General features: G+C 56.6%; 17 protein-coding genes and 4 pseudogenes. 9 read left to right on the top strand and 12 right to left on the bottom strand.

The annotated features are described in order from the left end of the window. Positions 1–118 precede the first annotated feature (118 nt). The 6 genes and pseudogenes from E5A73_RS20845 to E5A73_RS20865 form a co-directional block, all read right to left on the bottom strand. On the bottom strand, positions 119–328 hold the full coding sequence (locus E5A73_RS20845; protein ID WP_135965794.1) for a DUF2274 domain-containing protein: 210 nt from the start codon (positions 326–328) through the stop codon (positions 119–121). Then, a complete protein-coding gene (locus E5A73_RS22045; RefSeq protein ID WP_168356046.1) occupies positions 325–672 on the bottom strand; it encodes a TraB/TrbI/VirB10 family type IV secretion system protein in 348 nt (115 codons plus the stop codon). Before E5A73_RS22045 ends, E5A73_RS20845 begins: the two co-directional genes overlap by 4 nt. Continuing rightward, positions 665–2140 (bottom strand): annotated as a pseudogene (traG, locus tag E5A73_RS20850) (IncP-type conjugal transfer protein TraG). Before traG ends, E5A73_RS22045 begins: the two are co-directional and overlap by 8 nt. A gap of 281 nt (positions 2141–2421) precedes the next feature. Next, positions 2422–2667 (bottom strand): hypothetical protein, encoded by a 246-nt coding sequence (locus E5A73_RS21975; protein ID WP_338112885.1) that lies wholly within the window; start codon positions 2665–2667, stop codon positions 2422–2424. Between the two features lie 12 nt (positions 2668–2679). Beyond that, positions 2680–3441 (bottom strand): FkbM family methyltransferase, encoded by a 762-nt coding sequence (locus E5A73_RS20860; protein WP_135965796.1) that lies wholly within the window; start codon positions 3439–3441, stop codon positions 2680–2682. A 586-nt stretch (positions 3442–4027) separates the two neighbouring features. Next, on the bottom strand, positions 4028–5206 hold the full coding sequence (locus tag E5A73_RS20865; RefSeq protein WP_135965797.1) for a glycosyltransferase: 1179 nt from the start codon (positions 5204–5206) through the stop codon (positions 4028–4030). A 94-nt stretch (positions 5207–5300) separates the two neighbouring features. On the opposite strand from E5A73_RS20865, the gene E5A73_RS20870 reads away from it, so the two are divergent. Further along, entirely contained in the window at positions 5301–5570 is a 270-nt protein-coding gene (locus tag E5A73_RS20870; protein ID WP_135965798.1) for a hypothetical protein, read from the top strand. 507 nt (positions 5571–6077) lie between these two features. Here the strand turns inward: E5A73_RS20870 and E5A73_RS20875 are convergent. Continuing rightward, positions 6078–7250, bottom strand: coding sequence for a glycosyltransferase family 4 protein (locus tag E5A73_RS20875; RefSeq protein ID WP_135965799.1), 1173 nt, complete (start codon positions 7248–7250; stop codon positions 6078–6080). Between the two features lie 691 nt (positions 7251–7941). Here E5A73_RS20875 and E5A73_RS20880 point away from each other — a divergent pair. The 4 genes from E5A73_RS20880 to E5A73_RS20895 all read left to right on the top strand — a co-directional run bounded on the left by E5A73_RS20880 (position 7942) and on the right by E5A73_RS20895 (position 13666). Beyond that, positions 7942–9060, top strand: a complete 1119-nt coding sequence (locus E5A73_RS20880) for a class I SAM-dependent methyltransferase (protein WP_135965800.1) — start codon at positions 7942–7944, stop codon at positions 9058–9060. Positions 9061–9423: 363 nt separating this feature from the next. Further along, a complete protein-coding gene (locus tag E5A73_RS20885; RefSeq protein WP_168356048.1) occupies positions 9424–10254 on the top strand; it encodes a glycosyltransferase in 831 nt (276 codons plus the stop codon). 131 nt (positions 10255–10385) lie between these two features. Beyond that, positions 10386–11174 carry a thioesterase II family protein gene (locus E5A73_RS20890; protein ID WP_135965802.1) on the top strand — a complete coding sequence of 263 codons (789 nt, stop codon included), beginning with the start codon at positions 10386–10388 and terminating at the stop codon, positions 11172–11174. Positions 11175–12469: 1295 nt separating this feature from the next. Then, positions 12470–13666 (top strand): serine hydrolase, encoded by a 1197-nt coding sequence (locus tag E5A73_RS20895; RefSeq protein WP_168356049.1) that lies wholly within the window; start codon positions 12470–12472, stop codon positions 13664–13666. A gap of 75 nt (positions 13667–13741) precedes the next feature. Here E5A73_RS20895 and E5A73_RS20900 read toward each other — a convergent pair. Continuing rightward, positions 13742–14588: pseudogene (locus E5A73_RS20900) on the bottom strand (integrase core domain-containing protein); the annotation flags it as partial. 951 nt (positions 14589–15539) lie between these two features. Here E5A73_RS20900 and E5A73_RS21545 point away from each other — a divergent pair. Next, positions 15540–15695 carry a hypothetical protein gene (locus E5A73_RS21545; protein WP_168356050.1) on the top strand — a complete coding sequence of 52 codons (156 nt, stop codon included), beginning with the start codon at positions 15540–15542 and terminating at the stop codon, positions 15693–15695. Positions 15696–16097: 402 nt separating this feature from the next. Here the strand turns inward: E5A73_RS21545 and E5A73_RS21945 are convergent, their stop codons facing one another. The 3 genes from E5A73_RS21945 to E5A73_RS20910 all read right to left on the bottom strand — a co-directional run bounded on the left by E5A73_RS21945 (position 16098) and on the right by E5A73_RS20910 (position 17828). Next, positions 16098–16226, bottom strand: coding sequence for a hypothetical protein (locus E5A73_RS21945; RefSeq protein ID WP_276605820.1), 129 nt, complete (start codon positions 16224–16226; stop codon positions 16098–16100). A 6-nt stretch (positions 16227–16232) separates the two neighbouring features. Then, complete coding sequence (locus tag E5A73_RS20905; protein WP_135965804.1) at positions 16233–16853, bottom strand: class I SAM-dependent methyltransferase; 621 nt, start codon at positions 16851–16853, stop codon at positions 16233–16235. Positions 16854–17570: 717 nt separating this feature from the next. Then, positions 17571–17828, bottom strand: coding sequence for a phosphopantetheine-binding protein (locus E5A73_RS20910; protein WP_135965805.1), 258 nt, complete (start codon positions 17826–17828; stop codon positions 17571–17573). Between the two features lie 452 nt (positions 17829–18280). On the opposite strand from E5A73_RS20910, the gene E5A73_RS20915 reads away from it, so the two are divergent. Then, the gene (locus tag E5A73_RS20915) at positions 18281–19324 is read left to right on the top strand and encodes an NAD-dependent epimerase/dehydratase family protein (RefSeq protein WP_240700320.1); all 1044 of its coding nucleotides are present in this window, start codon (positions 18281–18283) and stop codon (positions 19322–19324) included. Between the two features lie 56 nt (positions 19325–19380). Further along, a pseudogene (locus E5A73_RS20920) lies at positions 19381–20108 on the top strand (IS5 family transposase). A gap of 58 nt (positions 20109–20166) precedes the next feature. Here the strand turns inward: E5A73_RS20920 and E5A73_RS20925 are convergent. After that, positions 20167–21024: an O-fucosyltransferase family protein gene (locus E5A73_RS20925; protein ID WP_135965806.1), complete on the bottom strand. Its 858-nt coding sequence runs from the start codon at positions 21022–21024 to the stop codon at positions 20167–20169. 280 nt (positions 21025–21304) lie between these two features. On the opposite strand from E5A73_RS20925, the pseudogene E5A73_RS20930 reads away from it, so the two are divergent. Further along, positions 21305–21529: pseudogene (locus E5A73_RS20930) on the top strand (transposase); the annotation flags it as partial. Positions 21530–21659: the final 130 nt, after the last annotated feature.

Raw genomic sequence — 21659 nt, forward strand, 5'->3', positions numbered from 1 at the left:
CCGAGATCGCCGGCCAACATGTCTGGGGGCATGCCCCCAGACATGTTGCCATCATCTCAACCAACCATCATCAAGGAGCCGGACTCTACCTCTGAGTGGTAACAATCAGGGGCGCACGTCACCGTCTCTGCTTGGAGAACTCGCGATCGCTATCGAGGAATGCGCTAAGCATCGCCGGCACAAGTTCGGCCACCGGTTCCTCGCGTCCATAGGTCTCGGCATAGAGCGCCGCATATTCGGCGAGAGCCAAATGTAGATCGGGCGTGATCGCGATCGCCAGCTTGACGGGCGTGCGGTCCGGCAGCCTGGCCAGGCGCAGGCCGGTCACGGTCGTGACCCGGTCCAGGCCGGCAGCACGAGATCCTTGTGCAAGATAACGCGTAGCGGCCAGCCAGGTCGCACCCGGATTGTCGGCTGGACGTCGAGCGCTCGTTCCACCAGCCTGTCACCGGCACGCGCACCGCCTTGTTGGGCGGACTCGCGGATCGCGCGAACCAGATCACTTTCGTCGTTGCCAAGCGAAAGCTGCGTGCCGATCCCGAGAAGCGTCGAGAGGCCAACGCCCTTCAAGAGCTGCCAGCCATGCAGATCGAGCTTGTCGGCCAGCCCGGCATAGCCCTGGGTGTCGGTCGCGGGCAGGTTGTCGACGCTGATCGAGCTGCCATCAGGCATCAGGCATCAGGATCCGCTGCCATACGACCAGCGCCCGCGTCTGACCGAACGCGATCACGGAGTCGTAGCGGCCGAGAAGTCTCGCGCCCTGGGGGATCAGCAACGTCCTGCCCGTCGGACTGTCGAACACGGGCTGAGTGACCTGCGCGATGACGAAACCCGGCAGGTCCGAATCGAGCCCCGTAACGAGGCTGGCCGCGATCACGCTGCCGGCGCTCAGCACCACGCGCGTCGTCGCCCCAGTCGTCAGATCGCGGCGGCGCGCTTTCGGGTCGGACTCAAGGCGTTCGGTAAGGCGCCGTCCGATCTGGTTGAGGATGAGGCGCACCAGCGGCTTGGTGCGCGAGATGTCGGAAGGCGGGATGACCAGATAGAGCGAGACCGGATGCGCCGCCTCGACCAGGTCGGCGATGTGCCAGTCGCACCGCGACGTCGCGAGCGCGACCGTCGGATCTCTGTACAATCCGAGGAACGACATCGCAGTCGACAGCACGCCCGAGCGCTCGTTCTCTGACTTGTTGAGCAATTCGCGCGCCGCCGAGGCCACCACCGGATGGACCACCGGTGCCTCCGCGGTACCGAGATGGTTGGTGGCCATCATGCGCCTCAGCGCGTCGACGAACGAGCGCTGCGGATCGGACAGAAACGTCCCCACGCACGCCAGCGTCTTCTCCTCCTCGGCATAGAGGATGTGGAGAATCGCGCCCACGAGCAGCGAGTGGCCGGTCTTTTCCCAGTGCGAACGCCGCTCGAGGGCGCCTTACGGGTCGACAAGAACGTCCGCGATATTCTGGACGTCGCGAACCTCATGGTCACCGCGCCGGACCTCGAGCAGCGGATTATAGCGCGCCGAGTGCGCGTCCGTCGGATTGAACAGCAAGCAATGCGAAAAGCGCGCGCGCCATCCGGCGGTCAGCTGCCAGTTTTCGCCCTTGATGTCGTGGACCACCACGGACCCAGTCCAGCCGAGCAAGGTCGGCACGACGAGCCCGACGCCCTTCCCCGACCGGGTCGGCGCGAACGCCATGACATGCTCAGGTCCATCACGGCGGAGATATCTTCCCCGAAGCTGCCCAAGGAACACGCCGGCATCGCGGTAGAGACCTGCGGAAATGACCTCCGATGCCTTCGCCCAGCGCGCCGACCCATAGGTCGTGACAAGCCGGGACTGGCGCGAGCGCCACAAGGATCCAACGATGGCGCTCGCGCAACCCAGGAAACCACTCGCACCCGCCAATGTCCCCGCCTTATCGAAGACATGCGGCGCATAGGCGTCGAACCGGTACCACCAACTGAAGAGCGCCCACGGCCGATAGACGGGCTGTCCGAGCACGCGGAACCACGCACCTCCCAGTTTCGCCTGATGGCCAAGCATCGCTGCGGCCCACTGAGTTGCACTCCACACGCCCAACACCATGATGGCGAACACGATCACGATCTGGCCGATGAGGAGCTTGGTGGGCGTCATTCTCGCCTCGCGCTGCGGCGCGCCGCGGCGCCTGATGCGAGTTCGAAGATCGCCCCTAAATCAGTTTCTTCTTACGGCCTTTATGTACGCCCTGGCATGCTCTCGCCCGATAACGTTCGGCCGGTCGGGTTCTGACCGACCAAGTTTCGAACGACCGTAGGCGGGCCGTTCGCCACCCTCCTGCTTTCGGGAGAGAGACGTGGAAAGCAGACCTTCGTTCAGCGAGCTGCTAAGGCGGTAAGACCCATACTCAAAGCCGCTCGACTGCTTCCGGTAAGCGGTCATTCGTTCATCACAGTCGGATGGCCGGGCTCGCGCCGCTCGTGAGCCGGAGCTGCATCCTGCGGGCGTTGACCGCCTACGACATGCTGCGAAGACGCGCGCACGACGCTGGTCACCTGAACCGAAACGGTCTGATCACCGACGCCGCTGAACGGATTGGATGCGCGCGCATATTCATCGAGAAACAGTACGCCCCATCTGGAGACGAAGTCATAAGCCTCGAGCCAGCTCCCCGCGCCGATCAATAAAATCCCTACTTAATTCCTCCGCAGTTCCGCCAATGTCGTCTGCAGCTCTGCTACATAATTTCTCAAGCGCCTTATCTCTTTTACATAGTGATAGCTCACGTAATCGTCCACAACATTGGCAAATCTAACTAGCAAATCACGCTTCTCATCCGCCAAGTACCAGCGATTCACACTATCAAACTGGGCGAAATGGTATCCACTAGACAGGAGCATCGACTCCCAGCGTTCATGCGTGGAAACGTGCAACATATTCGGCTCTGTGGCCTCAATGCAAAGGACCCACGGCCTACATTCAGCGAAATCCATTCCGCGCAAAACACGCTCTTCAAACCCCTCCACGTCAACTTTAAGGAAATGAACGACCTTCGGACTATATTTCCGTATTACATCGGAAAGCGGCATGGTGACTACATCGGTAGGATGCGTGACCAACCCAAGACGGTCAGCGTGCCTTTGCGCCAACGACTCCAGCAGCGTGCCCAACCCCCCCTGAGGATGATCGTAGAGAAGTGCCGTTCCACGCTGGTCAGAGATCGCCACATTCAGATTGAAATCTCTCGTGCGAACTTCTTCGAGGCGCCGCCACCAGTGTGGTGAAGGTTCAATGTTTATACCTCGCCATCCACGATCATAGAACAGCTTTGTGACAGAATCGATGTCGGGGTCATTTGCTCCAACATCAATGTAAAATCCTTCTTCGGCTGGAACCTCCCGAAGAACTCTCGCCAATAGTATATCCTCTTTGACTATAGAATGGCTGACATTTCTCATAAATTAATGCCCTCTTCTGTCTTGCCAAGTCACCGTAGCATTATTACTCGAGCGACCTCGCCGGCTCGCGATCATGCCTCTTAGTACACGCGGACGAATGCGCCAGACGTGGGACACCAATCCACGCCGCAACGCAATCAAATCGAGTATCGCTTGGCTATAAATGCGCCCATTCATAAGGAAGGATCACAGGCCATGACGTCAAAGCGAAGCCTGGAGGCGCAAGAGAGTCCACTCGCGCCTGCATCGGAGAACGTGCGCGACGGCACCACCTGAACTTTTCACCCGGGCAACCCCGCAACCGAGCAGGCCATATACCGCCAGACGTTCAGCAGTTCGCGCAGGTCCGTAGAGGGCTTACTCTGCTCCAGCGCGGGTGGGCAGGAACGGGCGAATAATCGCCCACTCCGTATCTGTCAGATCCGGGGGGTAGCGCCCGCGCGCTTCAAGGTCAGCCCTTGGGCCACGGCTCGCTGTGGCGACGCACCATTGAATAAATTGCCACAATCTCGACTCCAGACCAGACCCGGTTCATCGTGAGTCAGACCCGCCACATGCCGGGATTAGCAACCACGCTCGCGAGGAGTTAATTCCTATGCGCGTTCAAGATTTGCTCGATCTCCCGGACAGCCGTTTCCTCTGGTTGGTCACATACGATTGCGCTCAGCGCAAGCGCCTCCCGCCTAGGCCACGCGCTTATCGCACTCGAAAGCGCGCCAGCGAGTGTGTTGGGATCGATTAGAGACGCGTTGAGGACTTCCCCGAGATCGTGCTCCTGAACTCGGCTGGCATTATAGGTTTGATCCAGCCCAAATGGTGTCACCACAATCGGCCGAAGCGCGTGAATTGACTCGACCAGAGTTCCCGTGCCGCCATGATGCACGATCGCCGCGGCACTCGGCATCACCTGAGAATGCTCCACAAAACGCTCCACTCGCACGTCGCCGCCTGTCGCCAACGCCAGATTATTTGCGGAATGCTTCGAGACATAAAGGCATCGCAGCCCGACCCGCTGACATGCCTCTACGGCGCTAGCGAAACAATTCTCCGCGTCCCGATCCACAAATGAACCAAAGGACACGAGGGCGAAATCTCCCTTTGCCATCCACGTCGCAAGCCCCCTGTCCAAGGGAGCCAAGGGCATCTGCAGGCGCGGATAGCCGATCTCGAGCGGCGCGCTGATGTAATGACCACTCGCGGGGCGAAGGCAGGGCGGATAAACGCCCAGCGTCAGGTCGGCCGAGAATCGCTCCATCTGAGGGAAACTCCGACGGGGTAGACCGGCCTCTTGTCGCAAAGCATTAAGGCGCCGCCGCCATTCGTCTTGGTAGGGATCGACCGCTCCGGCCGAGGCCTCCCTGAGAACCATTGCGGGACTGAAAACGCAACTTACGAAGAGCAGCTTCCGCTGCTTGGCCACCAGATGCGCGGCCATAACCAGGGGCGTGGCAACAAGCATATCGGCACCCTCGGAGATCTCTGTGAGGCGCCCATGGAGTTCCTCGAGCGCTACCAGGTTGGCGTGCCACATGAAGACGCCAAACCCCGTTCGAGGAGCGACCATCGCATCGCGCACGTCTCTTGATTCGAAGAAGGCGTCACTGCCGAAAGCCTCGTATCGGAGGCCTGCCTCCTCAACTAGGCGCCGATGGCCAGGGCTCGTCGCAAATCGCACATGGTGGCCGGCATCCCTGGCGAACGCCGCTATGGCGACCATCGGCTTGACGTCACCCAAACTGCCCAGCGTAGCAAAAAGCAGGCCCACATGACCTCTCCTATAAACGAGCGTTGACAGAGCCCCCAGAACTGCGATCTAATACTCAGCGTCAGGCATCTCGGATCGCAAAAGGGAGGATCAGTTGGAATTTGCACAAAGAATTGTCGAGCTATTGTCGAGGAGTAACGCCACCGCGGCGCATGACACCGATCAAGATCAGGCGGTTTCGGAACTTGAAATTGATTCTCTGACTTTCATGGACAGGATCATGCAGATCGAGGAACAGGAAGATATCATTCTCCGCGATGACGAGGTAGACGGAATCATTAGTGCATTCCGCATTCGCGATATCGTTGAAATATTTGAGCAGGCGCGTCAGCGGCGCGACAATTCTAAAACGAGTCGGATCTGACATAAGAAGCTTTACCCAGCGCGAGACTAGGCGATCCGCTATCGGAATGAGGAAAAGATTCGATTTGAAGAGTGCTCCACCGGGCGCCCGTCAAAAGGATGTTGCCCCCCAATGAAAAGTTCAATCGAGGCGATGCGCTCCTCTCGGCGTAGCATCAAACAAGTCCCTCTGCCGTTAGAGATCTCAACTTCTATTCGATCTTCGTCGTCTGCCGTATAACTTCCCGCTAATACAGCGATATCTCAGTTTACCAGTGCGCCCACAAACAGTCTTCCGGGAAACTGCTTCCGCAGCTTATCGCACACCTCGTGCCAATAATCCGTGGCATTCATGGGAAAGTGCCTTTCCCCCGACAATCACGGCCACTTCTTACCTGAGCATGAGCTTCGACTGTACCGGTATGGTTTTCAGTGATTTGCACGCACATCCATCCAAAGCGAAAAACGTTTCAAATGCTCGTGTATTGGGTCGGCCAGAGCCGTCCCGGCATCATCTCAATGATGCCAATCAATCAATGTCCGTTCCAGATAATTCCAATAGCTCTTTCGTAATGCTGTCAGCAGAATATCGCATTCTCCACGCCTCGGATTTAATCTTGCATGCCAACGACAGATTATCGAGCTGCGTAATCGCATACCGTACCGAATCGGCCACCTCTTCTGCTGAACTCCTGTGATATACCACTCCGGCAGTTTCATCTGCTGCGATCCTGTCACTCATCCACGTTGACGAAGGCACGACGGACGGAACGCCAACTCCTGCCAGCAATGTGAACACACCAGAGATCGCCTGCCCATAGACCCATCGATCATACGGAAGGATCGCGAGATCAAGAGAGGCGCACATCGAAAGCATAGCGTCCTCATCCAGCCATTCGTGCAGCAGTGTCACGTTCGGCTGGCCGGCAAGCCTGGCTAACAACCAGGATGATCGGTCCACGCCGTGACACTGGATGATCAGTTCGATGCGCTCATCCCTCCCTAACAGAACGGCGATTTTGTCGAGTAGCCCGGCACCCTTTTCCCGGCGCACACCACCCATGATGCCAATGCGAATTCTTGACGAGCGGGGGGATCCGCTCGCTCCTTCACAGAAGAAAGTGAGTGACGGTGTCACCTGAACTGCCCGTCCAAGCGGCCCCTCCAACGCCTGCGCCAACGAGTTTTGCGTTGCCCCGAACCAGGTTGCGAGCGGCTTGGCCTTGTCCACCTCCCTGGCCGCTTGGCGAAGAAGCGCGGCCTCGAGGGAACCGCTCTCGTATCCGCGGGTCCCTCCCCAGTGAAAGATCGCCGCAATTCGAGAGCGCTGGCCGACTTCCGTCAGCCAGAGGGCCAATCCGGAAAGCTCCCTTGAGGACGCGGTAGGAAGGATGAACAGATCGGTGTTCGTCAACGCATCGTGGATACCATGAAGATCAGCCGCGAATCTTTCACGTCCGATCCTATAGGCCTGCAATTTTGCATCATATTTGTCCCTAGAAATATGATCATGCGCAGAGTAGGTCAAAACAGGAATACAAATGCGGCCCCCACCCAAAGTGGAGTCGCCGTTGTGGTGTGTGACGATTGCGAGATCGGCACCGGCCGCCGCTGCGGCTCCTGCAAATCCATTCGCAAAATGCTCCGGATGTCCCTTCACTGCGCCAGCTCCGATAGTACTTTCAATGAGCACTATTTTCATTGGTGGTCTCGCTGCTGGCTCGGAACCACATTGGCCGGCCTCGTAGCTTGGCCACGACCCCGCACACAATGTACCGCATCGATTTGAAAAACATTCGAATCTGTCGCCTGGTCGGCACTTTGCTGCAAGACAAAGCCTTGCACCAAGCGGTAGATCCGCAACTGAAGAACGACGCAGCTATTTGGTTGCCGGCTGGGTGGACGCTCCGTCGCTCGATCCCCGTGCTTCCGGCGCCGCCCATCGCGCGGCCTCCGCCGTGAACTCTGACGATCGGTTGCCTTGAGCGCTGCGCGCCGCCCGCAGTCTTTGCCTTCGGCCCTCATGGACGACCCTGCCCACCTCCGTGACGAGGCATCCCGAACACTCGGGGCGCTGAACTCCAGGTCCATGAGTGCCGCCGAAATGTGCGCCTGTCCACCCCAGCTGACGCTGATAAGGCGTCCCGACACCTCGTTGCAGCCCCGGCGGAATGGTCGCACAACGATCTGCACCGGCCATCGTAATCGTCCGTATAGAATCAAGGCATTCATCCAGAAACATCGTCAGAGCCACTCGTCGGACATGCGCTCTACGTCGATACCGAATCCCGGATGCGCTACGTCGCAATGTGGGCTACGCACCCAGAAAACTGAAAGGTTCAGCCATGCCCCGACATTGGCTCGCTGGTCAGGGTGGGCATAGAAGACACGAAATGGCATCTAAAGGGGAATACAGCGTCACGCGTAGTGAGGAAACAGCCGCCGCGAATCAGCACACCTGCGCCGCCGAGGAAGTCGCGACTTTGATTGCCGAACTCGCGACTAGTTCCCTCAACCTGAATTCCCAGGCTATCAGTCGGGAATTGCAAGCGCGCTGTCCACGTGAAGTAAGTGCCCTGGCTTCTCACCTTCGACCGTATGCGTCTTTCTGTGCACGGCACCGGCACATCGGCCTCCCAGCAGCGCAAGAAACTATATTCGCCTACCTCGCCGATTGCGAGAACAGCATGGATATTCCTACGGTAACGGGCCTGCGCCTTGCGGCAATCGCAGTAGCGCACTGCCTGCGCAGCAACCGACCAACGGTACAACGTAGAATGTATCTCGCACTTCCAAAGATATTGAGGTCCTATATATTGATACCCGGATCTACACCCGCCGACGTCTGGAAATGTTGGGAGCACAAACTTAAGCCCAAAAATTCTTTAGAGCAGACTTTCTCTGATATTTACCTACAAGGTGCTTGGGGTGTTGCGCCTGGTGAGGGATTTTACTCCGGCACAGGATCGCACAAATCGGATATAATCATGCCCTATTTGGCCGCCGTGCGCCAGTTTGCAAGGAATATTCCGATTAAGCCAACGGCGGTTGATCTTGGTTGTGGAGACTTCAACGTCGGAAAAAGAATTTTCGATGAGTTTTATAATTATATCGCATGCGATATAGTGTCCAGCTTGATAGATCGCAATAACGAGACATATAAATATAATGGACTGGAATTTAGCCACGTCAATATCGTAGACGATTGCCTTCCGCTAGGAGATGTTGCCATCCTTAGGCAAGTTCTGCAGCATCTATCCAATGAAGAAATACTACAGATACTACCAAAGTTATATCAGTACAAGTATTTAGTATTAACTGAGCATATCCCGAGCGGTAGTTTTATTCCCAACATGAACAAGCCGAGCGGATATGATGTTCGCGCGGATTTCGGAAGTGGGGTCGTGTTAAGCGCGCCACCATTTTCGTTAGCCTCAAAATCCGAGAAGATATTGTGTGAAGTCCCGGAACACAACGGAGTCGTCCGCACGACCGCCTATCGATTGAAGTGAACCTGCAAACACATGCAAGCATCCAGATGCCTATAGGGAGTCAATTTAAATGACCCTGACGTAATATAACTTCGCTTGCATGCGCCGCCATCTCCGTCCGATACCAGCCATAGCGCACGATAGCAGGTAGCGCCAACGCGCCGTTGAGGGTAAATTCACATGGGGACATTGTATTTTGATGCTAGGATAATTCAAGATTACAGGTATCGCATGAAAGGCCTTGGTTACTACTCGTCATATATACTGGATGTTCTTCGCGATAGACTGTCGAGTCGAATAGAATTGATAGTCGACAGCTCTCTCGATACCAACTCGAATTTTCTCTCGAGCTTCAGGTGTTTGGAGTTTTCCTCTGCTAATTCAATGAAAAATGGCATTTATTTTTGCCCATCTTTAGCGACACATCATCTATTTCCTCTTACAGCCGCACTCGATAACGACGTCCGAGTTGCAGCCGTATTACATGATATGATTCCGTTGCGGCGGCCCGTGCACGAAGTCGGAACGATTGCCTGCGCTAGGTTGAAAAAGGCACTTGACAGGTCGAACGAGTTTGATTTGCTGGTTGCCAACTCTCGCGCAACAAAAGCCGAGTACGTTTCGACTTATAGAGGTTGTGATGAAATCATCGTTGTTCGCCCTAGGGCGAGATTTCGTCGCACCAAGGTTGGTAAACCGCAAATGGTATCTGCTGCATGTCAGAAGGAATATGTCCTCTTCGGTGTCGCAAACCACCCAAGAAAGAACGTCCAGATCTGCCTGGATGTTGCGAATTTCTTCCGAAGCATTAAGGTCGATGTTGTCGCCATGGGTGGCATCCAAACAGATGATCTTACAAGGCTAGTCGGAAACCGGGTTTCGGATATTGTACGGTTTCTACCAATCGTCTCCGATGACCATTTGCACTCTTTATATGAAAACAGCCGGGTCGTGGTGGTGCCCTCCTTCGACGAGGGGTTCTCAATGCATGTTCTCGAGGCGCACACCGTAGGGCGGCCTGTAATTGCTTCCGATATACCTGCACACAGGGAGCAGATAGATGATGCATCTCGCCTGTTTGATCCCTACTCGCCTGCCGCGCTGATAGAGGCTTATCACGCAATTGGTAATAACGATGCTCCTTCGATGCGGCCCATCGACCACGAAGCTGAAGAGGAAGAATTGCTTGATCGACTGGAACTGCTCATGGCGTGACTCCTAATCGCCGGCGGGGAGCACAGCCACCAATGGATCCACCGAGGCACCGGTGCCAACCGGTCAGGTTACCGCTGCGCCCGCCAATTACATCCGCAGCCTCGATATTGAGATAGAGACGGACGACACACATGGCACAACATAGCATTGTCACGTTGAAACATCACCCGGACGCGCGTGTTGCCTTGATGTGGCTACCGCACTCTGGCGGATCAGCCGCTTACTTTCAGGAACTGAGCAACGCTTTACCGGATAGCATCGAATGCCTTGCAGCCGAGTACCCCGGTCGGGGCAGGCGATTTAGGGAGCCGCTGTGTAGTGATCTGGCCGCGCTCATCCGCGACATCGCCGCCGCGTACGCCTCCCTCCCGAAGAACAGACCCGTTATCATGTTTGGACATAGCCTAGGCGCTTTGGTGGGTTTTGAGCTTTGCCGCTACCTCGGATCCATCGGTCCAGCACTCCGGCCTAAGCTGCTGGTGGTGTCGGCCTGTGAGCCGCCGCACATCGAAAGAAGCCGCCCCCTGCTGCACAAGCTCCCCGACGACGAGCTGGTCGATACATTGATTGGTATGAGTGGTGAGACGTTCGTGAGCGAGTTGGCCAAAGATCTTATGTTGATCAATCTAAAGGTGATCCGCTCTGATCTGACTCTTGGAGAGACCCATCGCTTCTCACCCCTTCCCACTCTGGGCGGAGATCTCGCAGTCTATGGGGGAACCCGGGACAACGTAGTTCGCCACAGCACTCTCGCACAATGGAAGGATCTTTCCAGCGGGTCTCTAAAATTGAGGGACTTCGAAGGAGGTCACTTTTACATGCAGGATCTTTCGGATGAATTCGTTGTACAGCTCAGTCACGACGTTTTGAGTGCTGTGGAGGAGCTAACCTCTGAACAGCCACTGCTGCGCGAGCCGTAGATCGCAGTGACAGCCAATGGAAGGGCCGAGATCTACACGTGTCACCAAGGACAAAAAGGAGGCCGTATGTGACACCGGACCGCCGGTTTGGATCTTCAGGTTTCGTCGGGCAAGTATCACGCAGTTCCTTTGCACATGCAGTGGAATCGGCATGCAGCCCACTCAAATTGCTTTATCCGCTCTCCGTCGATAGTGCTCTTTTCGAGACACATGAGAACGTGCGCTCTTTGCGGAACGGATACATCAGACCACTTATGAGCCACTTCCTTTTTAGCACCTTTGCAGTGGCGGCGATCCGTCGTGAACCGCGCGCGATCCAGGTGGAAACCGCACAAAGGTGATCGTCGACTTCGAGAACTTCGTTGTAAGTTCGGGAAAATTGATCCGGCGGCAGCCTAACGGGTGACGGGCGGTGCCTTTCAAAACTCCGCCTACAATAAGCAGTATCCGCGCTCACTTCCCGCCCAACGGCGACAATTGAAAGGTTGGCTATCTACCCGAGAGCCATCGATTGCCGCCCGCGGAGCCGAACGTCAGCTTTAAACCCGCGGGAGCAGATGCCTAGGCTGAAACTTTGATGCTATGAAACTAAAGTGTCGGCAGAGTTCAAACCCCATGAGGGGCGCCCATGCTGGGTCCAAACACCACAATCGTACGGTCTTCTCGCAAATCGGCGAACGCGGCGGAAATATCTTCGACAAGGGCGATCAGGTCGCTACTTAATAGCTGCCTAAATCACCTACTGCGAGCGGGATATTTTTCCCGCGAAGCACTTTATGCTATCTGGAAACGTTGCTCTTTTTCTAAAGGTACGCGGCACTGCCACCCACGTGCATCAGCCAGATTAGACTTGGCTTCGCGATCGGCGCGATTTTAAGGTGACGATTATACTTTGCACCATGATATTTGCCCTACCTTGTGGCAACCCTGAGATTAGGACCTTTGTTCCGCGGACGTCGCGGGGCTCACCTGTGACTGAGCGCCGGTACCAGATACCTCAGTTGGCGGACAAGCTCGCCACCGACGGCAAATTTTTGACAGGCAGACAAGTTTATAGGTAGGCGTAAGAAGGCATATGTGGCGAAAGAAGAGCGTTGAAGCATTCGGTATATGCGAGGTCCGTTTCTCGGACCACTATCGGCAGCAGGTGGCTCACCGGCGGCGTCGGTCCAGGCTTTCCGAAGCTTACCTGCTGACCATGTCGGCCGGTGCGCGCAGTGGAGTCGGCTGCCACCTCGGAGATGGTGAAAAGTAAAATGTGTTCAGACTCGCCGCCTCGGGCAATGGATAGAACAATGCTGGTCCTCTTCGATCGCTTGCGAAGCCAGTTCCCCGAGAGGTTGCTAGACCTGCAGGTATGGACCAGGGGAAGGGCTTATGAGGTTTTCCAGCCAGCACCCTCCGAGCCCCATCAAAGTGATACGAGCAAACCCCGATACAGTGTCGGGTGCATTGAGGGCCTCCTTCAAGCGATCACGATGGAGGTTCTGCATCAGAGGACTCAAGTCGACCTTTTTGCTGAAGCCAGCAGCTATTTGCCCGAACTACGCCCAGCGATCGGCACCTCAGCAAGCGACCGTCTGAAGGTCGTCCACCTGCTTGCACACGCGACCGGCTTCCACTCGACGAATAAGGCTATCATTGGAGACTGGCAACAGGTTCTAGAGCATCTTCGGACTAAGGGCGCGTCATTCCCGCCAGGAACCGTTTGCAGCTGGAACGGCTTAGGCCGCCGCCTGCTAGAGGAACTCATTATCAGGGTGACGGGGAAAGCGATGAGCGAGCTCACCTTGACTACGATCGGCGAGCTTGGCGTATTCACGCAGGCCGAACGTCGCCTCGAGAGCTCCAGCGAGGATATAATGTTGGAATTAGACGAGTTGGCGCGGCTCATACGGCAAGCGTTTCGCCATGGCGGTCCGGCAGCCCGCCTACTCACCGATCGCGGCGCCTCCATACCGGTCATTCGCCACCCGGTGTCGCCTCGATCTAGCTATCCTATAGCGTACGCCAGTGGGTTGGCCAAATATAGCAGCGGGCTTTGGGGTCAGAACGGTATTGGCCCGGGCTATTCACTCGCCATACGCTTTACCTCAGATCTTGAAGATATGATTGCGATAGCAGCTGCCGTTCCCCCTCTGGCTCGAGATCTCGTGATTAGCCTTGTAGAGACAACGATCAGCGGGGCAGTGCCCGTCCAGGCGAGAGGCCCGATCGGGTCGGTTATCGGCTGCGATTGGCAGGAGGTTGCAGGAACTTACGTGGCAGACGACGAAGAATTTATCGTCGTAGAACTTGGATGTGATCTGTTGTTGTGCAGCGTGTGGCGTGGGCCTGAACTACTCGCCCGTCTTGACCTCCGGGTCACGAACGGCGACATTCTGGTCGCCGACCCCAGGTGGAGTTCCTTCCAAGTCGAGTTTTTCAAGCATCCTGAGAGCAGCGTGGCCTGTTTAACTCTTGGGCAAGTGACCTACATCAGGTCTGTTTAGAACTTCGCGGGCGACATGCTCAACAGTATCGGCGAGGACCAGGTGTGGCCGTTCGGTATTGGAGTCATCGGCTTAGCGGGCGAGGATCGCTCTAGCCTGACCGATTGTGAAGAACAGCGTTTCGTTGAGCAGCTCGTCGCGCATGCGACCATTGAAGCTCTCGAGGAACCCGTTCTGTGTCGGCTTGCCCGGCGCGATATAATGCCACTCGATGCCGACATCACCGGACCAAGTGAGCACGGCGTTCGATGTCAGCTCGGTTCCGTTGCCGCTCACGATCATCTTCGGCGCACCGAGCCTGGCGATTAGATCGCCCAGTTCGCGCACTGCCCGCCTGCCCGAGATCGACGTATCAACCACCACCGCCAGGCACTCGCGAGTCACATCGTCAACGATGTTGAGCACCCGGAACCGACGGCCCGCGGTAAGTTGGTCATGATACCGTCGCGCCGGAGCAGGATATGCAAGCGCAGATAGGCGAACCGGCGGCGTTACTGCGCCAACTCATGCAAACGCGACCGCAGGTCGGCATCACCATCCCGCCACGAGCGTTATCGCACGCTCTGGCGATCCGCTCCGACGACAGCACACGTCCGCCACTCGCTCATCCCCAACGTCGCCTGGAGATGCGCGACCGATTCACGCCACGCAGCGGGTGCTACCATTTTTTTGACAGCAGATCCTTCAGACCTGCGTTGTCGAGCATCGTGTCCGCAAGCGACCGCTTTAGCCGCGCGTTCTCCTCCTCAAGCGCCCGCAGCTTCGAGTCCGACACCTCCAGCCCGCCGAACTTGGCCTTCCTCGCGTAGTAGGTCGCGCTCGACATGCCATGCCGCCGGCACAGCTCCGTCACCACCCCGCCCGCTTCGGCCTCCTTCAGGATGCCGATAATCTGCTCTTCCAAAAACTGCTTAGGCTTCATCCGTCGGCCCCCTTCTTCGGGGTCTGACTCAGCTCCAAACGGAGGAAAAAACGGGGTCACGCCACAGGAGAAATGGTATAGCGCAATGGCAATTAGAACTAGGTCCATTTGCCCCACCGACAATTTCATACATAGTAAGCAGGGACTCTGTAGATGTTAATCGGAACTAATAAATTCACCTGGGTAGTAACCGCCTATTTTAATCCAGCTGGATATCGAAGCAGGCGAGATAATCTAGTGCAATTCTTAGATGGGTTACGGACGTTAAAGGTGCCTGTGTTAGTAGTTGAAATGCTGGGGCCTAATGGGACGTCGGAGGTAGATGAATCGAAATGTGAGCTCCTCTCCTTGGCACAGGCAGGCAGCATTTGGCAGAAGGAATGCCTACTAAATATCGGAGCAAGATCGCTTCCGAAATCGGTTCGGAACGTCATTTGGAGCGACTGCGATCTGATTTTCGAAAGGCCCGACTGGTTGAGCGCAGCCAGCGCGCTTTTGGATCGCAGTAGAATCATTCAACCGTTTAGCACCATGACCTGCCTTGCTCCCGGCGGCCTCAAAGACGTCAAGCACGCATTAACCTATCGAAGCTTTTGCTCCGCCTCAGACTGCAGCTCAGCTCACTCTGGTTTCAAGGAGCATGGGCACCCTGGTTTTGCCTGGGGCGCTCGGCGTGAGCTATTCGATGAGGTCGGGCTGTACGATAGGGCTTTAGCGGGGAGTGCTGATCACCTGATGGCTCACGCGTTCGCTAACGACCTCTCCTCAGTTTGTCTCCACCGAACTTTCGGAAATGCCTCGAAGTATAGGTCGCACTTCTTAGATTGGGCTCGTCGAGCTGCTCGCTATAGTGAGGGGCAGATTGCCGCCGTCCCAGGGAGGGCATACCACCTCTGGCACGGAAGATTTCTGAATAGAAGATATTTACAACGAGAGAAGGAGCTTGCCGATATGGACTTCGATCCGGAGGGCGATATTAATGTTAGGAGCGACGGGATGCTTACCATTAGCCCCGGGAAAACAGAACTTGAAAGCTGGGCCAACGGTTTTTTTGTGGGTAGACGTGAAGATGAAATTTATCAGACTCCAGAGTCCGACCTGTCCTAGATACATTATTGACGCCGTAGACCGCTTTCTCTGCGGTCAATCAGGGAAATAGTGCGGTAGCGTTCGCCTGAATTATAAGACGAAGTTGTTTAATAACCAATCGCGATGATCAACTCCGCTATCGTCACTGCCTGGCGCCTGCGAGCAGGATCGCCATGGGCGGACATACCGGAGCGCTACGAACCGTCGACGAGCTGCTATATCCGGCAAGACAGGCGTGTGGGATCGCCTCTTCGAAAATGTTTCGAAGGCCTTGGAGGCGACCTGCAGATGATCGGCACTTCCTCCATTGCCGTCCACCAGCATCGCACGAATGCAAATAAGGGAGCAGCTGGCAACCGAGGCGGGGGGCGACGCTCCAGCCCGATGCATGGAGCGCTCGCGGCGGGCGACCACCAAAACTCATGCCCTCGTCGATGCCAATGGGCTGCCGATCACGCTGAAGCTGACCCAGGTCAGGCCCATCATGGCAAAAGGGCGGCCGACAGGCTCCACGATGTCGGCGAGGAACAGGTGCTGCTTGCAGACCAATATCTGCTATAAGGCGGTGAGTTTACGAAAGGCCATTTGATCAGGCAGTAAGTCCTTGATAATAGAGAGTCTTGTTGTGTTTACTAGCAGGAATGAGTCAATCGCTATTTTCGGCTCTTTTAATATCTCGCACCCACCATGACGCAGCGTATGTGGTGTTGACCAAAGATAATCATCACAAATGGCAACCCCGCCGGGCCTCAGAACTTGGAATGAGAGCACCAAGTCGTCTAGCACGTCCGCTGCCTGATGAGACCCGTCGACATAGACGAGGTCAGCTACGACCCCTTCTGCTGAAAGGGTCAGAAGGGACCGCCTTGATAAGCCCTTGTAGACAGTCACACGGTTTGCATACGGCGATCCCGAAATATTCGACGCAAATCTCTTCTCTAAATCTGCCACCTCTTCTTCGGAGTGCTCTTCGCTTCCTTCAAACGTGTCGAGACAGTAGATCCGGCTTTGGGGATGACGCGCCAAGTTTGCCAACATCCAGAGCGTGGCTTGGCCCTCGAAGCTACCGATCTCAATGATCGTCAATGGCCGACCGTCGTTCCATTTTAAGTCGTCGAACAGGTTAATCCATCGGTTGGCGACGCCGCGGAACCACGTGTTAGTAAATCTTGCCATCTACAATCCTGAGGCCAAGGATTGGCTGCCTGCCGCGAGTGTCGTTTGAAGATCGCACTAGCCGATGATCGTGCGACGTGACCTGCGCCTTTCCCTCAGCTGGTGCCAGTGCATACCACCGGCCTTTCCAAGGTTCGTTCGACTCCTCATCCCGCCTGATAGCGATTCTCCCCCAATGGTCTTGGCCGCTGCAGCAACATATTCAACTGGCGTCAGTCGGCCAAGAGCCTTGTAGGACGGCTCTCGTTGTAGCCTCGGCGCGTCGCTTAAACCTTCGCTCTGGCGCGCGCTAGCATGCGTTCGGGCGCTCGTCGCAAAGGCGACGGCTAACGACTCACCGTCTTTTGCAAGCACGTCCTGCAGAGCATGCTTGCCCACCCTGAGATCGGCGACGAGCTGCCTGAGCTCCCGACCCTTGTTCTCGGCCTGCTTCGCCCGCCGTAGCCCTCTGACTTCCAGTCCGCCTATACGCATTCTAAGCGGAGAAACACATGCTCCGCGATGCACATGCACCAGACCTACGCCACGGCGTACCCGTATTCGCCCGACCCGCTGCGTCACAGCCCGAAATACTCCCACGCAACTTCAAGGAAGGAGCCGAGGCATCGCGCGCATTCCAATCCGCTAAAGCAGATACACCCGAGAGCTTATTTCATCAGGACATCAAAGAGGCGAGGTTACGGATTCAGCGGCTCACACCGCACCTCTAACGTGTTCCTACAAGTGACCACCGCTCTGACGCTGATAAGCTGCGTCAAAAACTTGAGCAACTTGCGAAATCTTTTGAGCCTGCAATATATTATTAACCTCATCATCGCGTAGAACCACGTTCTTCTCCTGTTCAATCTCCATAATTACATCCATAAACGACAACGAGTCGATGTCCAATTCAGAAAGGTCGAAGTCCGTTCCCTTTAGAGCACCGCCAATCTTGGATCTCGAAAGGAAATACTCATCAATTTCCGCACCGCTCACAGGCCCAGCTCCTCGAACATTTCGGCCAACGGTGGCTAAGATGAGGTGGTGAAGCTGTCAATCCGCTAAATTGTGTGCGCGGCCGCGGAATCAAAAGCAGCGATCCTTTGCAAATCGCGTTCTTCGTCGCACACGCATTCACAACAGCCGCTGGTTGGGGCTGATCTCATTATTCTCATGGTTGCCGGATTGATTGTGAGCAGACTAGCCACCATGAGCTAATTAGCGTACATGGAGCCTATGGTCGACTTTGGGCGCCGTGAGGAGAACAAGCTGTGTTGCAACCTTCGCTCTCCGCTTGCTCAGTCGTTTCGGCAAGCGTTGGTCCGCCTCGTCGATAAAATCGCTCTAAGAGCTGGGTCGGCGCGCATACCCCGCAATCTCGCTCTCACGCCTTTATGCTGCGAGGCGTACTTGGTGACAACCGACTCGCGTTTCGACAACACGGTCCAATGGTTGACGCCGACCGCAAGCACAGAGATCGCCGTTCACCTGCGGCGCGCCGTATGAAGGCAGCGTTAGTCTGCGGTGCCGGCGGTTTTATCGGCAGTCATCTTGTCAAGCGTCTTAAACGCGACGGCTTCTGGGTCAGGGGCGTCGACTTGAAGTTTCCCGATTATACTGACACTGCGGCTGACGATTTCGTTATCGGTGATCTGCGCGATCAAGCTGTCTGCGATCGTATCGTCGACCGCCGGTTCGACGAGGTCTACCAGCTCGCCGCCGACATGGGGGGCGCGGGCTATATATTCACTGGCGAGAACGACGCCACCATCATGCACAATTCGGCACTGATCAACCTAAACATGGCTGAGCGACTGTACCGTCGCAACATAAGGCGCGTGTTCTACTCGTCCTCAGCGTGTATTTATCCGGCCCATAACCAAGAGACGCCCATCCGCCCGATCTGTTCGGAGGATAGCGCCTATCCCGCCGCGCCCGACAGCGAATATGGATGGGAGAAGCTGTTTTCGGAGCGGCTGTTCCTGGCGTATAATCGCAATCACGGCATGCAGGCTCGGATAGCGCGCTACCATAATATCTTCGGCCCTGAGGGCACGTGGACAGGCGGCAAGGAAAAGGCCCCGGCGGCGATCTGCCGCAAGGTAGCCAGCGCCGCAGATGGGGACGCGATAGAGATTTGGGGTGATGGCACCCAGACCCGGTCCTTCTTGTACATCGACGAATGTATCGAGGGAACGATGCGCCTGACGCGCTCCGACTTTGAAGGCCCCGTTAACATCGGATCAGAGGAGATGATCTCTATCAATCAACTCGTTGACTTGGTCGCGGACGTCGCAGGCAAGACGATCCACAAACATCATATCTCGGGACCATTAGGTGTGCGTGGCCGTACCTCCGACAACAGCCTGATCGCCCAGCGACTAGACTGGCGCCCGTCACGGCCGCTACGCGCCGGCATCGAGCAAACGTACGATTGGATCGACCGGCAGCGAAAGGCCGCCCTCCCGTCCGATAAGGCCATGAACTCATAAACGGGTTTCGGTTTCGGGCCCCATTCGCACTTCAAGGTCGGCAGAGGGACGGTTTGATGAGCCTGCGTCGATACGAGTTGTTGGATTTCGGGTGGGGATGATCGAACTGTTGCTGCCGAACAAGCCGCGGGGGTTGAGCTTGTCAACGATCGGCGGGTGCTGAACGGGAACTACTGGCGCCTGCGAACACGATCGCCGTGGGGCGGACATACCGGAGCGCTACGAACCGTCAACGACTGCTATAATCGCTTCGGGAGATGGCAAGACTGGCGTGTGGGATCGCCTCTTCGAAAATGTTTCGAAGGCCTTGAAGGCGACCTGCAGATGATCGGCACTTCCTCCATTGCCGTCCACCAGCATCGCACGAATGCAAATAAGGGAGCAGCTGGCAACCGAGGCGGGGGACGACCCTCCAGCCCGATGCATGGAGCGCTCGCGCGGCGGGCTGACCACCAAAATTCTGCCCTCGTCGATGCCAATGGGCTGCCGACCACGCTGAAGCTGACCCAGGTCAGGCCCATCATGGCAAAGCGCGGACGACAGGCTCCACGATGTCGGCGAGAAACAGGTGCTGCTTGCAGACCGCGCCTACGTTAGTGACGCGCTACGCACGGCGCTGTCCCATCGGGGCGCATGGGCCAACATCAGCCCATGCCAAACATCGAGAAAATCCCTGCGTTCAGCCCCTCTATATCGCTGCCGCAACCTCATCCAGCGCTTCTTCAGCCGGCTCAAACACTTCAGGGCTGTTGCAAACCGATACGAGAAGCACGATGCCAACTAACCCGCCCTCGTGAAACTCGCCTCAGTCGGAATCTGGATGCGATTCATGAGTCGGTGACCTAGAGCAGTGCGGCCTCTTCCAGGATACGCGTTTCCGGAAACCAGAGACACTCGGGCCTTGGCTGGTTGAGCATCGATACCCGAATGGCCGGATTGAAGATCACTGACCAGGCAGAGAGGAAAGACGTCGTTCTGACCAACCGGCCGCAGCGCGCAAGCATCAGACAATTCAGCAAGGCATCGCGCCCCATGGCACGGTTACCGGGACGCAGTCCGGACAGGTGCACCGGTGAATCGTCTTCGCTGCGAACCGCATCGGACAGGCTTACCACGGGAACCGTCGCGATCTCGGCATGCATCATCCGCACGAATATCGCATCCTCGCTGGCCACGAAGACCTTGCCGACGGACGGATCGCCTTGAAGCAAAGACCGAATTTTAGCGATGGCCGTGCTCCGCGCCACTCGTTCCGCCTCCAAATATTTGTCAGTGCCGCGGTAGTGAACGCCAAGCGTACTGTCGTCCACACCCATCCTCTCTGCCTCGTACTTCAATGCCGCGGTGATGTCGGGCCTTATGGCAAAGTGTCTGAAGAAGAGGTCATGAGCGCTTTGCAGGGAAAAAGCATCTGTATTGAACGGTAGCTGGCAACAATCGCGGATCCTGATCCTTTTGTCTCTGTTTTTTCGTGGTCGACTGCTATGCAGCTCCTCGAAAAAGTAATGTAGCCAGTTAGGGCCGTGTTCGGGATCACGATAGTTTGCGGAACTGAGCGTGATGAAAACGCGCCTGCCCGTCATTTCGGCATAGTAGGCCACGTTGAGACAGAAATTCATCTGCGCGAAGAAGCCGATCCGCGCATTGGTGAATTCAACTTGCACATCGACATCAGCGTCGCTGAACTGCCGGGCGATCATACGTTCGCTCGCCCCGTGCTCAACAATGCGCTGGTGAGGGGTGACAGTGGCGGGCTCCCGCTTGGGCGCTGACGGCCTCCCTCGAATGCTCAAAGCGCCACCCCTTCGATCAGGCACGCGTTCGTAGCCACCGTTGCAAGCGCCATCAAGTGGCAACCCGACGAGCAAGCGACTCCGCCACCTCCAATGACGGCAAGAGCGAAGTCGACTGATCGCGGGGAGCGATCGGGCGAGCAAGTGCGTAGCCGGTTACCCGGCGGCAATACTGCTCCGTCCTGACGTCGTGCCGAAACTGGACCGCGGCGACATCGTCGTCACGGACAACCTGTCGAGCCATAAAACACCCGCCGTCCGCCCCGCTATCGAGAGCCGCGGCGCAACGCTCCTGTTCCTCCCGCCGTACAGTTCCGATTTCCACCCCATCGAGCAGGCCTTCTCCAAACTGAAAGCGCAGCTGCGAAAAGCCGCCGAACGGACCACCCATGGCCTATGGAACACCATCGGCGTATCTTCGACCTGACGTGCGCCCCTGAAATGTGACCGATTTTGAGTAGAGTCCGACGCGAAGGAGTCGGACGAAGCTGCGCAGCAGCAGGTTCAGCGAAGAGCAGATCATCGCGATTTTGAAGGAGCAC

Origin of the sequence: Sphingomonas gei (assembly GCF_004792685.1) — a bacterium.
GTDB lineage: Bacteria > Pseudomonadota > Alphaproteobacteria > Sphingomonadales > Sphingomonadaceae > Sphingomonas > Sphingomonas gei.

Excerpts from the sequence above, each read along its gene's own strand:
- E5A73_RS22045 (WP_168356046.1), bottom strand. The coding sequence starts at position 672 with ATGCCTGATGGCAGCTCGATCAGCGTCGACAACCTGCCCGCGACCGAC.
- E5A73_RS20860 (WP_135965796.1), bottom strand. The coding sequence starts at position 3,441 with ATGAGAAATGTCAGCCATTCTATAGTCAAAGAGGATATACTATTGGCG.
- E5A73_RS20875 (WP_135965799.1), bottom strand. The coding sequence starts at position 7,250 with ATGAAAATAGTGCTCATTGAAAGTACTATCGGAGCTGGCGCAGTGAAG.
- E5A73_RS20880 (WP_135965800.1), top strand. The coding sequence starts at position 7,942 with ATGGCATCTAAAGGGGAATACAGCGTCACGCGTAGTGAGGAAACAGCC.
- E5A73_RS20885 (WP_168356048.1), top strand. The coding sequence starts at position 9,424 with ATGAAAAATGGCATTTATTTTTGCCCATCTTTAGCGACACATCATCTA.
- E5A73_RS20890 (WP_135965802.1), top strand. The coding sequence starts at position 10,386 with ATGGCACAACATAGCATTGTCACGTTGAAACATCACCCGGACGCGCGT.
- E5A73_RS20895 (WP_168356049.1), top strand. The coding sequence starts at position 12,470 with ATGCTGGTCCTCTTCGATCGCTTGCGAAGCCAGTTCCCCGAGAGGTTG.
- E5A73_RS21545 (WP_168356050.1), top strand. The coding sequence starts at position 15,540 with ATGGACTTCGATCCGGAGGGCGATATTAATGTTAGGAGCGACGGGATG.
- E5A73_RS20905 (WP_135965804.1), bottom strand. The coding sequence starts at position 16,853 with ATGGCAAGATTTACTAACACGTGGTTCCGCGGCGTCGCCAACCGATGG.
- E5A73_RS20915 (WP_240700320.1), top strand. The coding sequence starts at position 18,281 with ATGGTTGACGCCGACCGCAAGCACAGAGATCGCCGTTCACCTGCGGCG.
- E5A73_RS20925 (WP_135965806.1), bottom strand. The coding sequence starts at position 21,024 with ATGATCGCCCGGCAGTTCAGCGACGCTGATGTCGATGTGCAAGTTGAA.